Below are 14,058 nucleotides of genomic sequence, written 5' to 3' on the forward strand. Positions count from 1 at the left end.
TTCCTCCTATTTTTCCACTCGGATGTCAAAATAATCCATGACTAATTCACAAAACATCATATTAGCCCATGAAAACCATTCTCTTGTATAATTTTCAGGATTATCTACGTCAAAACCTTCATGCATCAAATGAGTCCCCGCATCTGTGGCAACTAATAAATCTAAAATTCGTTCTTTTTCTGCTTTATCTTTGGTTGTCATTCCTTCCATTGCTAAAGCAATCGGCCACACGTAATTTTCTGGTGTATGCGAGCTACCAATCCCTTTCGCATATTTACCTTCATAGAAGTAAGGATTTTCTTTACTTAATAAAGTTTGGCGGGTTGTTAGATATTGTTCATCCTCTGTTGAACAATAGCCCAGATATGGAGCTGCTACTAAATTGGGAACATTACTGTCATCCATCACGCTTGCATTGCCTAAACCATCCACTTCATACGCGTAAATCGTTTCGTTATTTTGATTTTTTGTTCGTCCAAATGTTTGAATGCCTTCTTCAATCTCTTCTTGTAATTTTTTAGCTATCGCCACAATCGTCGCGTCTTCTAAAACATCAGAGAAAATTTCTTGAATATAGCCTAAAATTACGACTGCAAACATATTAGAAGGAACTAAGTAACCATATTGGCAGGCATCATCACTAGGACGGAAGCCTGACCATGTCATCCCTGTTTTGCCAACTGGCGTTCCTTTCCCTGCTTCAACCAACGTATCTTCTTGACGCCACGTATCTCGTTCAAATAAATAAGGTGACTGCGCGTGATCTTGTTCTGTTGTGAAAACGTTGAGAATTTTTTTGACGCCTTCCACAAAGTCTGAATTAAATTGTTCGGTCATCCCGGTATTTTTATAAAGTAAATAGGCTAATTGGACCGGGTAACATAATGAATCAATTTCATATTTCCGTTCCCAAATCCAGCCATTCATTTCTGTCTTATCTGTTTGATGGCCTGCATGATTATCTGTTTCATTAAACGCATTGGCATAAGGATCAATGCAAATATAACGAAACTGGCGCTTAACCAAACCAGCAATCATTTGAGCAAGGTCTTCGTCTTCTTTCGCAATCACTAAGTATGGACGAACTTGTGCTGTTGAGTCTCTTAACCACATTGCTGGAATATCGCCTGTTAATAAAAAGGTAGTACCATCTTCTTGACGTTTCACTGTTGTTAGTAAAGTATTGGCAAAGGCCGCCTGAAAGTTTTTTGCCCAATCTTGATGTGCTTCACCGCATTTTTCTGTAATTGTCTCCATAAATGTTGCTACGGATTTTGGAACTTCTGTATAAACCATTCTCGTCACCCCTTAAATTTGATATATCATTTTACACTTGAATTATAGCGTTTACATTTCGCTTTGTCTAGTGATTTCGATCATTTTTTTCATTTTAAAACCAATTAATTTATGGTAAACTATCAATAAGATATATCTTATTGTGAGGTGAAATGAATGAAGCAACCATTATATCAACAAATTATTGATTATTTACAAAATGAAATTGATTCAGGGCGATTGCCTGTTGGAGCGCAAGTGCCTACCGAAAAAGAATTATCGGCTCAGTTTAACGTCAGTAGAATTACGTCCAAACGAGCGCTAACTGAGTTGGAAACGCAAGGCGTAATCCAACGTCACCAAGGAAAAGGAAGTTTTGTTCAAGCACCAAAGCCTCCTCTCCATACCTCTTTAAATAAAGTTCTTTTTTTATTGCCTTTTGCAGACGATTTATCAGTAGGAAATTTCTATAGCGGTTTGACCCCTACTATTCAAGCAGCTGGATTAGAAGTCTTTATGACCTCGCCTAATTTTTTGAGAGAGAAAAATGCTGCGGACATTGTGAATGAGTTTGCCGGGCTTGTCTATTATGCTGCTACTAGTAATGACTACCTCGACTTACTGTTCGAGTTGGCTTTGATGAATTTTCCAGTCGTTGTCTTGGATAAAAAGATCCATGATTTACCTTTTGCAACCATTCAATCAGACAACTTTGCTGGTGGTAAAACAGCAACCGAACGCTTAATTGGCTTAGGACATACGAAAATTGGATATATCCTTTCGGGAAGTCCGGCCTTACAATCCGTTCGGCAACGTTATTTAGGTTATCTCCAAGCTTTAAAAGAAGCCAATCTGGCATTTCATACAGCAATCACGGAAACCAATCTCTTAGATGAACACAACTTTAAACAGTATTTTGAGACGCACCAACTCACAGCCGTGGTCTGCGATAATGACTTCAGCGCGTTACATTGTTTACGAAACTGTAAAAACCTAGGTATTCATGTACCAGCAGAATTATCGATTATTGGTTTTGACGATATTCAAGCAGCAGCATTTGTCGAACCTCCATTAACAACTATGGCACAAGACTTTAAAGAAATGGGAAAACTAGCTGGCGAAGTGTTATTACAAACGATGCAACAGGACCTTCAAATCATAGAAGACATTCAAGTGCCTGTCACATTAATTGAAAGAGAAACCATTGCTACTGTTTCAAAATGAGCCAAAAAAGAAGGAACTATCAGTCAAACCACTGATAGTTCCTTCTTTTTATTCCTTAGTGCTAAACGTTTTGGTATCAATCTCTTTTTTAAACAATGCTTTTAGTTCTTTGATAAAGTAGCGACCAATCGGACTGATTTCCCGATTTTTGGGAAAGAGTAAACAAATACGATTTTCCAAGGCTGGCGCCAATGGCACTAACCGAATTTCTTTCTTCGTAAAACCCGTTACGACACCTGAACCAGAAGCATAAGCATTGGTTTCTACCAACAAATTCATTAAGGTTCCACGATCCGTAGTATGAATGACCGATTCCTGTTCAGGAATTTCAACTAAATCTTCAGAAAAATAGGAAAAATTGCTTCCTTCTTGATTAAAGCGAACTTGTGGATAGGGAACTAATTCCTCTAAATGAATTTCTTTTTGCTTGGCTAAAGGATGATGATTTCCTAAAAAAATGTGTGTGTTAAAGGTACTAATTACCTCATAGGCTAGATTGGCTTGTTCTAAATACCGTTCAATACTGACACTATTTTGTTCATTTAAATAAATAATCCCCAACTCACTGTGAAATCCTTTGACGTCTTCAATTACTTTTAAGGTCGTGGTTTCAAAGACACGAAAATCTTTATATTGATCCCCATACTTTTTAAGAACTTTGGCAATTACCTCACCTAAAAAATCGTAATGTTGCGAAGAGATGGAGAATCGTTCGCTGGTCACTGTTTCGCGATAGCGATTTTCCAATAACTCCATTTGAACTAAGACTTTCTCCGCTTGTTCTAAAAAAACCATTCCTTCTTCTGTTAAAAAAGCGCCCTTATTAGTCCGTAAAAAGAGGGAAATCCCTAGTTCTTCTTCTAATTCCCGAATACTATTTGACAAGCTAGGTTGTGTAATAAATAGTTTTTTGGCTGCTTCCCGAAAACTCCCATTGTTAGCTATGGCAGCAACATACTTCATTTGTTGAATATTCAACACTTTTCCCTCCACACACTAATCATTTGAAAAATAAATCTTACGCCCATTCAACGGCTGAAGGGGCCGATTGTTAAAGGCCAACATGCCTTCCTTGATCTTATTTAAAAAGGTTTGATCCATTTTTTGAATGGTATCAAATACAAACCATTTCACTGGACCCTTAGTTGGCGGTGTTGTTAACGAGCCTACATAATGGTAGTGTAGTCGCTTCTCTGGTAAAAAGATTGACGGATTAAACCATTGTTGGTGCGTGCCGTTTTCCCAGTCCATCGGATGATTCGCTTCTGAAAAACGATTTTCTTCCTCAGTGATGGTAAACAAGCAACCGACAACTAAATTTTCGCCAGCATCATTCATATGAACTAAATGGAATTCTAGCGGATACTGCTTTCCCGATAACAAATGTTCGCTAGGCATATGAAAATGGATATCGGTTAAATAATACGCAACATTTTCAAACATTACGTAACTTTCCGTATTTGGTGGTACAAAATGAAACGTATTTTTGAATTCCTTTTCAGTGAATTCTTCTTTTTTATAATGAAACGTAATCTGAGAATTTACTATCTCAGCACTTTCTTTTTCCAAAGCAATTGGCGATTGATAAGCAAACTTAGCACCTTCTGCAAACCAGTCACATAGCGTATGCCAATGTTCCGGTCCATCGTTGCCTGTATAGCTCCATTCAACGTCCATATTTTTTATTTTTTTCATACACTCTTCCTTCATTTCCACATAGTAATCAGGTAAAACTCATGTTAAAACTCTATCCTAACATCTTTTCTGCGTCAAACAAAAGAACTTAGATCATTACGCTCCTCGGCAAATGACCTAAGTTCTCCTACCGTTAAATCTGGTTACTGAAAATAGCACTAAAAAATCAGACGACAAGAACCGTCTTTAGTTCAACGGTTATTTGCCCCAGTTTTCAGGATCTTTTTTCCATTCTTGTAATAAGGTAACATCTTTTTCTTCGATATAGTTTGCTTCTAATGCAGCATCAATTAAAGTTGAATAATTGGTTAACGTTAGTAACGTCATCTGTTTATCTGCAAAATTTGCCGTTCCTTTAGGTAACTCATAAGTGAAGATTGCCGCAACGCCTAAAACCGTTGCTCCTTCACGTTCCGCCGCTTCTGCCGCTTCTAAAACGCTACCGCCTGTTGAAATTAAATCTTCGATAACTACCATTTTTTGTCCTTCAGAAATTCGGCCTTCAATTTGATTCCCTTTGCCGTGGTCTTTGGCTTTACTGCGGATATAAACCATTGGTAATCCTAAAATATCGGCTACCCATGCCGCATGTGGAATCCCTGCGGTAGCTGTCCCAGCAATCACTTCGACTTCTGGGAAAGTCTCTTTAATTTTCGCCGCTAAGCCTTCTGCAATTTCTTTACGCACAGCAGGATAACTCATCGTGATACGGTTATCACAATAAATTGGGCTTTTTATGCCACTAGCCCAGGTAAACGGCTCATTAGGGTTTAAAAACACCGCTTCAATCTCTAATAAATCTTTGGCAATTTTTTTTGCTACTTTTGTCATATTACTTTCCGCTCCAGTCTTTTTTGATTTCTTGATAGGCTTCATAAGGATTTTCTGCTTGAGTAATAGGTCGGCCAACAACGATATATGTGGACCCGATTTCGCGAGCATGTTGCGGCGTAACGACCCGTTGTTGGTCACCTACTGCACTTCCTGCTGGACGAATACCAGGTGTTAAGCAAATAAACGTCTGCTTAGTTGCTTCTTGAATACCACGTGCTTCTAAGGCCGAGCAAACTACGCCATCCAGACCCGCTTTTTCCGCACATTTAGCATAATGAATGACACTTGTCTCTAAAGGAACGTTGATTAATTGATCATGGTGCATCTCTTCTTCACTAGTAGAAGTCAACTGGGTTACAGCAATTAACTCAGGAACCTTAGCGCCTGGCTGAGTCCCTTTGATTAGACCTTCCTTAGCTGCTTGCATCATTCGAACGCCCCCTGCTGCATGGACATTGGTAATTGTAACGCCTAATTTTGCTAAATTTGTCATAGCTTTTTCTACAGTATTCGGAATATCATGCAATTTTAAATCCAAGAAAACATCGTGGCCTTGTTCTTTAAGCCAGCGAACAATCGCTGGTCCTTCTGCGTAAAAAAGTTCCATCCCTACTTTAACAAACAAGGCTTCCTCCTTAGGAAATTTTTCTAAAAAAACAGCCACTTCTTTTTGCGTGGGAAAATCTAACGCAATAATTGGTCTATCATGCATTTTGCTGCCCCTCTCTCACTTCTTTAATTAATTGTTCCAACGATTCAATGCCTAACTCTTCCATTCGCTTAGGTAATCCCTCAATCAACTTCGGACAAATATATGGATCTGTAAAGTTGGCCGTACCAACCCCGACAGCGCTAGCGCCTGCCATGAACATTTCCAAGACATCGTCCACAGTTTGAACACCACCCATTCCAATAATTGGCAACTGAGAAACACTAGCTACTTGTCGAATTAAGCGAATAGCGACAGGCTTAATGGCTGGGCCAGATAGTCCGCCAGTTTGATTGGCTAAAATAGGTTTTCTCGTTTTTAAATCAATGCGCATCCCTAGCAATGTATTAATCATAGAAAAACCGTCTGCGCCCCCTGCTTCAATTGCTTGGGCGATCGGCACAATGTCCGTTACGTTTGGTGATAGTTTAACATAAATCGGAACAGAGGCGACTTTTTTGACTGCTTGTGTTAATTGAAAAGCAACCTCGGGATCTGTACCAAAAGCTATGCCGCCATGTTTCACATTGGGACAGGAAATATTCAGTTCAATTGCTTTGACGTTAGGTGCTTGCCCAATTTTTGCGCAAACAGCCACATAGTCCTCTTCGCAAGCACCTGCAACATTTGCGATAATCGGTAAGTTAGGGTACTTTTCTAATTTTGGTAATTTTTCTTGCATCACCACTTCTAAACCTGGATTCTGCAATCCAATGGCATTTAGCATACCACTAGGTGTTTCAGCTACACGTGGTGTGGGATTTCCATATCGTGGTTGGGGGGTTGTTGCCTTAATCATAATTGAACCTAATTGATCAAGGTCATAATAGTTAGCATATTCTTCCCCGAACCCAAAGCAACCACTGGCAGGAATAATCGGATTTTTTAATGTTAAACCTGGAATTGAAACGGCTAAAGGATTTTTCATCATAAGATAACCTCACTTGCTTTAAAAATCGGACCTTCATCACAGACCTTGACACTTTTTGCTCCAGTAGTGTCTCCTTTTTTATGGCAAACGCAGGCATAGCAAGCCCCAATTCCACAGGCCATCCGTTCTTCTAAAGAAAGGTAAACATGGGGATGTGTTGGAAATAAATAATCAATTGCTTTTAACATACCATTCGCACCACAAGCATAAACTGCATCAGGGATCCGTCCTTTTGCTAACACTTCTGACAATAAACGGCCCACGTTACCATGAGCGCCAAACGAGCCATCATCTGTAGCAAAATGTGTTTCTCCTAATGCCATAAATTCTTGTTGGTAATAAGCAACCTCTTTTGATGCATAACCAAGAAAATGAATCACTTTCACGCCTTTTTCATTGAGTTGCTTTGATAATTCATACAATGGGGGAATTCCGATTCCTCCGCCAACAATAAAAGCAGTTTGACCAGCTGCTACGGTAGTTACATCAAAGCCGTTTCCTAAAGGACCTAAAATATCTAATTGTTCACCAGCCTTCATGGTGGCAAAAACTTCCGTTCCAGAGCCTTCGACTCGATAAATCAAACGACAGGTTTCGTTCGAATGATCAATTTGGTTGATGCTAATCGGTCGCCGCAAAAGTAAATCTGCACGCGGAACCTTGATATGCACAAACTGTCCTGGTCGTGTCATCTCTTTCACTAGCTCGCCTTGTAAGTCTAACTGAAAAATGCGTGGCGCTAACTGTTTTTGAGCTACAATGGTCATCATTTCTTGCTTTCTCTGCATCAGTATCCTTCACTCCTTTATTCTCTGATTCCCCTATAAATGATTTTCTATTTCTTCGTAAAAGAATCTGGAACAGTCCTCCTCAGACGATTGTTCCAGATTTTTGCTTAAATGGCTTCTGTCGTAAAGGCTCTTGATTCTAAAACTTTTAAAATCGCATTTGCTGTGTCAAGTGAGGTAAATAATGGAATCCCATGTTCAACTGCTTCCCGACGGATTGAAAACCCATCTTGGTTGGCACTGGAACGATTTTTATCCATGGTATTGATTACCACTTGCGCATTGCCATTGCGAATGACATCCAGCACGGTTTCCCCTTCAGGATTAGAAATTTTCGTCACTTTCTTAACAGGCAACTGATGCTTTGCTAAAAAGTCAGCAGTTCCTTCCGTTGCGACTAAACTATAGCCAATTGCTGAAAAACGCTTAGCAATTTCTAGAGCCTCTTCTTTTGTTTCGTCTGCAATGGTGAAAAGTACAGCGCCATAACTTGGCAAATGCAAGCCAGATGCTTCAAAGGCTTTATACAAGGCTTTTTCTAAATAATAATCACTACCCATAACTTCCCCAGTTGATTTCATTTCAGGCCCTAAGTACGTATCTACTTTTTGTAGTTTCGTAAAGGAGAATACAGGGGCTTTCACATGAACTTGTTTACTCTCAGGATATAACCCATCTTGATATCCTAGGTCAGTCAGTTTCTCACCAAGAATCGCTTTTGTAGCAACTTGGGCCATCGGAATCCCTGTGATTTTACTTAAGAAAGGAACTGTTCGACTCGCACGAGGATTCACTTCAATCACATAAACACGATTTTCATGAATAACAAATTGAATATTCATCATGCCTACACAGTTTAAACCAAGTGCCAGTTTTTTTGTATAATCGGCAATCGTTGCTTGAATTTCTTGAGAAAGATACTGCGGCGGATAAACCGCCATTGAATCGCCAGAATGCACGCCAGCTCGTTCAATATGTTCCATAATCCCTGGAATTAGTACTGTTTCACCATCACAAATGGCATCGACTTCACATTCCTGTCCCAATAAATAGCTATCAACTAAGACAGGATGTTCTGGCGAAGCTTTGACTGCATGTCGCATATAATCTTCCAAATCCTTTTGATTTTCGACAATTTCCATTGCACGACCACCTAAAACATAACTTGGACGCACTAAAACGGGATAGCCGATACGATCAGCAATCACAACTGCTTCTTCTGCACTCGTGGCTGTATCCCCTGGTGGTTGAGGAATGGCTAGCTCTTGCAAAGCTTGTTCAAACAAATCACGATTTTCCGCACGATCTAAATCTTCAATCGTTGTTCCAAGAATTTTGACACCTTGTTTTGTGAGCGGCTCAGCTAAATTAATCGCTGTTTGTCCACCAAATTGGACGATCACGCCAATCGGATTTTCTAAATCAATCACATTCATGACGTCTTCTAAAGTTAATGGCTCAAAATATAATTTATCAGAGACAGAGAAATCTGTTGAAACTGTTTCAGGATTACTATTCATAATAATTGCTTCATAACCAGCCGCTTGGATCGCTTTGACAGAATGAACCGTTGCATAATCAAACTCGACCCCTTGACCAATGCGAATGGGGCCAGAACCTAACACTAGTACAGAAGGCTTTTTCGAAACATTGCTTTCGTTCTCCATTTCATACGTGCTATAAAAATAAGGCGTGTGTGATTCAAACTCTGCAGCACACGTATCCACCATTTTATAGACGGGCACAATTTGATTGGCTCTACGGAAGTCAGCGATGGCTTGTTCTGTTTGTCCCCAAAGTGCTGCAATTTTCCGATCAGAAAAGCCATTTTGTTTGGCTTCTTTCAAGGCAGCTACGTTGTCCACGTGACTTTCAAGGGCCGTTTCAATTTCGATAATGTGTAAAAGTTTATCCAAGAAGAATAAATCAATTTTCGTTAAACTTTGTAATTCTTCGATGCTATATCCTCTACGAATGGCTTCTGATAAGTAGAACAATCGATCATCTTGCGCATGGACCATTTTCTTCGTTAATTCCAGATCACTGACATGTCTTAATTCTTCTAACTCGTTGTGATAAGCACCAATTTCTAAAGAACGAACTGCTTTTAATAAGGATTCTTCAATATTGCGGCCAATTGCCATGACTTCCCCGGTTGCTTTCATTTGCGTTCCTAATTCTCGAGCACCATTTTCAAATTTGTCAAAAGGCCAACGAGGAATTTTGGAAACAACATAGTCCAAAGCGGGTTCAAATTCAGCATAAGTGGTTCCAGTAACCGGATTTTTCATTTCATCTAATGTTAAACCGACAGCAATTTTTGCAGCTAACTTCGCAATTGGATACCCTGTGGCTTTACTAGCAAGTGCAGACGAGCGAGAAACACGTGGATTCACTTCGATCACATAATAATTAAAGCTATGCGGGTCCAAAGCTAATTGAACATTACAGCCACCTTCAATTTTTAATGCACGAATAATTTTCAAGGACGCATCTCGCAACATTTGGTATTCATAATCTGATAAGGTTTGACTCGGAGCAAAAACAATCGAATCCCCAGTGTGAATGCCGACAGGATCAAAGTTTTCCATGTTACAAACCACGATCGCATTATCAGCCGAATCACGCATCACTTCATATTCAATTTCTTTAAAACCAGCAATACTTTTTTCAATTAAACATTGTGTAACTGGTGATAATTTCAGACCGTTTTCAGCAATTTGGCGGAGTTCTTCTTCCGTATCACACATGCCGCCGCCTGTTCCGCCTAAGGTAAATGCGGGACGAACGATAATTGGATAGCCAATTCGTTTGGCAAAAGCCACGGCTTGTTCCACCGTATTGACAATTTCACTTTCTGGAATCGGTTGTTCTAATTCTTCCATCAATTGTTTAAATAAATCACGGTCTTCCGCTTGGTCAATCGCACTGAGCTTTGTTCCCAGCAATTCTACATTTAGCTCATCTAAAATTCCTGATTCCGATAATTCCATCGCCATATTTAATCCAGTTTGACCACCTAACGTTGGTAGAAGAGCATCAGGACGTTCTTTTCGCAAAATTCTTGAAACAAATTCTAAAGTAATCGGTTCAATATAAACATGATCCGCGATTTCTTTATCGGTCATGATGGTCGCTGGATTTGAGTTTACTAAGACAACTTCATACCCTTCTTCTTTTAGCGCTAAACAGGCTTGTGTGCCTGCATAGTCAAATTCTGCTGCTTGTCCAATAATGATTGGTCCTGAACCAATCACCATGATTTTCTTGATGTCCGTTCGTTTTGGCATTAGTTTTGCTCCTTCCATGCATCCATTAATTCCATAAATTCGTCAAATAAATGAAGACCATCGTGCGGTCCTGGAGCCGCATCTGGGTGATATTGCACAGTAAAAGCTGGATACTCTCGATGACGCACGCCTTCAACCGTGCCATCATTGACTTCCACGTGGGTCACAAGTAATTTTTCCGGATCAATTGTTGCTTCGTCCACGGCATATCCGTGATTTTGTGAAGTGAAATCAATGCGTCCTGTTGCAATTTCTCGTACAGGATGATTCAAACCGCGATGGCCAAACTTCATCTTATACGTATCCGCACCATTCGCTAATGAAAATAACTGATGACCTAAGCAGATACCGAAAATTGGAACTTTTCCTTGGATTGCTTGAATCATTTCAATAGCTTCAGGCACATCTTTGGGATCTCCAGGCCCATTTGTCAACATGACACCATCGGGACTTAATTCTAAAATCTCTTCGGCCGTTGTATTATAAGGCAACACGGTTAAGTTGCATTGCCGTTTTGATAATTCTCGCAAAATACTATGTTTCAACCCGAAATCAACGACGACTACATTACGCCCAACACCTGGACTCGGATAAGGCTTAGTGGTGGAGACTTGTGCCACTTGATTTTTCGGCATGACCGTCGCTTTTAATTGATCAAACGCATGCGGTAAATCATCCACGGCATCAATGATGCTCCCTTTCATTGTTCCAGCTGATCGTAACTTACGAGTCAGCGCACGCGTATCAATCCCTGAAATTCCTGGAATCCCTTTGCGCTTTAAAAATTCATCCAAGGTCATTTGTTGACGCCAATTTGAAGCAACCCGCGCATGCTCTTTAACAATGACACCTTTACAGGTTGGTGCAATGGATTCATAATCATCTCGGTTGACCCCGTAATTTCCAACTAATGGATACGTAAAAGTAATCATTTGTCCATTAAAACTTTGGTCAGTAATTGCTTCTTGGTAACCTGTCATGCCAGTAGTAAAAACAACTTCACCTACTACATTGCCTTCTGCACCAAACGCTTTCCCTTCAAATACTGTTCCGTCTTCTAAAATCAATAACCTTTTCAAACCTACTGCGCCTCCTCCGACCAAGCTAATGCTCCGTCAACAAATGTCATAAGTGTCTTTCCTTTGACTGTCCACCCTGTAAATGGTGTATTGACAGCCATTGATTCAAATGCTTCTGCATCAATTGGGGCAGCTGTTGCTAAGTCAAAAACTGCAATATCTGCTGGTGCACCAATTGTTAGTGTTCCTGCGTTTAATCCAAAAATTTCTGCCGGTTTCACTGCCATCCAATCAATCACTTGTTCTAATGTGAAAATGCCTGTTTCGACAAAGTTCGTATAAATCAATTGGAAGGCCGTTTCACTACCGACAATGCCAAAAGGTGCGTTTAAAAATGATTGTTGTTTTTCTTCTAAACCATGGGGCGCATGGTCGGTAGCAATACAGTCAATCGTGCCATCTAACAAGCCGTCAATCAATGCTTGTCGATCTGCTAAACCACGTAATGGCGGGTTCATTTTCCAAAACCCTTCGTCAGCAGGAATATCCTCATCGACTAAAATTAAATGGTGCGGGGAAACTTCGGCTGTTACGTGAATCCCTGCTTTTTTAGCATCTCGAATAACGCGCACGCTTTCTTCTGTTGAAACATGACAAACATGATAATGAACGCCTGTTTCTTTTGCTAAAGTAATATCCCGAGCAATTTGTGAAGCTTCCGTTGCACTTAAAATCCCTGGTAGGCCTAATTTCTTAGAAACTTCTCCTTCATGCATCACACCACCAAATAATAAAGATTCATCTTCCGTGTGCGCAACAAGCGCCATATTTAATGCAGCCGCTTCTTTCATGGCTAAGTACATCGTTCCTGCCGTTTGGACACCAACACCATCATTCGTAAATGCAAAGGCGCCCGCTTCTTTTAAGGCCTTCTGATTGGTTAAAACTTCACTCCGTAGCTCTTCTGTAATGGGGGCATATTGTAAAACTTTCACGACTGCATCTTTTTGAATTAAATCGTAAACCTCACTTAATTTTTCAGCCGTATCTGGTACTGGATTCAGATTGGGCATTGCACAAACCGTAGTAAAACCACCGCGAGCAGCAGCTTTACTACCCGTTTTAATCGTTTCTTTATACGTAAAGCCTGGTTCTCTAAAGTGAACATGCACATCGACCAAGCCTGGCGTGATTAGTTGCCCTTTCGCATCAAAAACTTGCTCAAAATCTGCTTCGTCAAACGATTCCCCGATTGCGTGAATCACACCATTTTCTAGCCAAAGTGCTGCCTCAATCAACTGATTCTCTTTTTTGATGATTTTTCCATTCTTAATTAACGTCTTCATTTCTCCACCTAGGCCTTTCCATGTAAAATTGCTTCTAAAATTGCCATGCGCATAAAGACTCCGTTACTCATTTGCGCGACGATTCTTGATTGCAGACTTTCCACTAATTCATCTGCCAGTTCAACATCCCGATTGACTGGCGCTGGATGCATAATAATTGCATGTTTCTGTAAACGAGTTGCCCGTTCGTTGGTTAAACCATATTCCAAATGATAGCCTTCTTTTGAAAAACTTTCCTTACCATCATGACGTTCGTGTTGCACGCGAAGCAACATCATCACATCGACTTTTTCAACAATTTCATCTAACGGCACATATTGTCCATAGACATCAAACTGATGATCATACCACTCTTCTGGACCTGAAAAATAAATTTCAGCGCCTAAACGGTTTAATAACTGCATATTTGATTTAGCAACACGAGAATGTGTAATATCTCCCACAATCGCCACTTTCAAGCCTTCAAATCCACCAAATTCTTCATAAATGGTCATCAAATCCAATAAACATTGTGTAGGGTGTTGTCCACTCCCGTCCCCACCGTTAATAATAGAACATTGAATCGTTTTACTTTGAATCAATTCATCATAATAATTTTCTTTACCATGACGAATGACTGCTACATCTACACCAATTGCCGACATCGTTAGTACTGTGTCGTATAACGTTTCTCCTTTTTGAACAGAACTTCTACTCGCTTCAAACTCAATCACTTCTAAGCCTAATTTTTTCTCAGCTACCTCAAAACTTTTATGTGTTCGAGTACTATTTTCAAAAAACAAGTTTGTTGCAAAATATTGACGTTCTTCTGGGTGCCATTTTGCCCCCTGTTTAAATTCTCCTGCGCGACGGATTAACCCCATGACTTCACGGTCGGTTAAAGCCTCAGCAGTTAAAAGATGTTTTAAACTAATTCGTTCAGATGTAATAATCATTCGTCCAGTCCT

12 protein-coding genes are annotated in these 14,058 nt (G+C 40.0%); 1 reads left to right on the forward strand and 11 read right to left on the reverse strand.

The genetic code is table 11. The features are described 5' to 3' along the window. Positions 1-6 precede the first annotated feature (6 nt). On the reverse strand, positions 7-1,296 hold the full coding sequence (locus IGI87_RS07795; RefSeq protein ID WP_002357422.1) for a glycoside hydrolase family 125 protein: 1,290 nt from the start codon (positions 1,294-1,296) through the stop codon (positions 7-9). A gap of 156 nt (positions 1,297-1,452) precedes the next feature. Between IGI87_RS07795 and IGI87_RS07800 the strand changes: the two genes are divergently transcribed. Further along, positions 1,453-2,499 (forward strand): GntR family transcriptional regulator, encoded by a 1,047-nt coding sequence (locus tag IGI87_RS07800; RefSeq protein ID WP_104853981.1) that lies wholly within the window; start codon positions 1,453-1,455, stop codon positions 2,497-2,499. Positions 2,500-2,547: 48 nt separating this feature from the next. On the opposite strand, the gene IGI87_RS07805 is transcribed toward IGI87_RS07800, so the two are convergent. From IGI87_RS07805 to IGI87_RS07850, 10 genes are all read right to left on the reverse strand, one after another. Beyond that, complete coding sequence (locus tag IGI87_RS07805; protein ID WP_104853982.1) at positions 2,548-3,477, reverse strand: LysR family transcriptional regulator; 930 nt, start codon at positions 3,475-3,477, stop codon at positions 2,548-2,550. An 18-nt stretch (positions 3,478-3,495) separates the two neighbouring features. After that, on the reverse strand, positions 3,496-4,209 hold the full coding sequence (locus tag IGI87_RS07810; RefSeq protein WP_373413000.1) for a carbonic anhydrase: 714 nt from the start codon (positions 4,207-4,209) through the stop codon (positions 3,496-3,498). 183 nt (positions 4,210-4,392) lie between these two features. Then, the gene (gene pyrE, locus IGI87_RS07815; protein WP_002360179.1) at positions 4,393-5,025 is read right to left on the reverse strand and encodes an orotate phosphoribosyltransferase; all 633 of its coding nucleotides are present in this window, start codon (positions 5,023-5,025) and stop codon (positions 4,393-4,395) included. Between the two features lies 1 nt (position 5,026). Continuing rightward, positions 5,027-5,740 carry an orotidine-5'-phosphate decarboxylase gene (pyrF, locus tag IGI87_RS07820; protein WP_104853984.1) on the reverse strand — a complete coding sequence of 238 codons (714 nt, stop codon included), beginning with the start codon at positions 5,738-5,740 and terminating at the stop codon, positions 5,027-5,029. Continuing rightward, positions 5,733-6,668, reverse strand: coding sequence for a dihydroorotate dehydrogenase (locus IGI87_RS07825; protein ID WP_438736584.1), 936 nt, complete (start codon positions 6,666-6,668; stop codon positions 5,733-5,735). The genes pyrF and IGI87_RS07825 overlap by 8 nt, the downstream gene beginning before the upstream one ends. Next, the gene (locus IGI87_RS07830) at positions 6,665-7,456 is read right to left on the reverse strand and encodes a dihydroorotate dehydrogenase electron transfer subunit (RefSeq protein ID WP_438736585.1); all 792 of its coding nucleotides are present in this window, start codon (positions 7,454-7,456) and stop codon (positions 6,665-6,667) included. Before IGI87_RS07830 ends, IGI87_RS07825 begins: the two co-directional genes overlap by 4 nt. A 107-nt stretch (positions 7,457-7,563) precedes the next feature. Continuing rightward, positions 7,564-10,746 carry a carbamoyl-phosphate synthase large subunit gene (gene carB / locus IGI87_RS07835; protein WP_113794111.1) on the reverse strand — a complete coding sequence of 1,061 codons (3,183 nt, stop codon included), beginning with the start codon at positions 10,744-10,746 and terminating at the stop codon, positions 7,564-7,566. Then, positions 10,746-11,825: a carbamoyl phosphate synthase small subunit gene (locus tag IGI87_RS07840; RefSeq protein ID WP_438736586.1), complete on the reverse strand. Its 1,080-nt coding sequence runs from the start codon at positions 11,823-11,825 to the stop codon at positions 10,746-10,748. The genes carB and IGI87_RS07840 overlap by 1 nt, the downstream gene beginning before the upstream one ends. 2 nt (positions 11,826-11,827) lie before the next feature. Continuing rightward, positions 11,828-13,111 (reverse strand): dihydroorotase, encoded by a 1,284-nt coding sequence (locus tag IGI87_RS07845; protein WP_010715248.1) that lies wholly within the window; start codon positions 13,109-13,111, stop codon positions 11,828-11,830. 8 nt (positions 13,112-13,119) lie between these two features. Then, a complete protein-coding gene (locus tag IGI87_RS07850) occupies positions 13,120-14,046 on the reverse strand; it encodes an aspartate carbamoyltransferase catalytic subunit (RefSeq protein ID WP_002357411.1) in 927 nt (308 codons plus the stop codon). Positions 14,047-14,058 lie beyond the last annotated feature (12 nt).

It is taken from the genome of Enterococcus sp. DIV1444a (genome assembly GCF_051712125.1).
Lineage (GTDB): Bacteria > Bacillota > Bacilli > Lactobacillales > Enterococcaceae > Enterococcus > Enterococcus faecalis.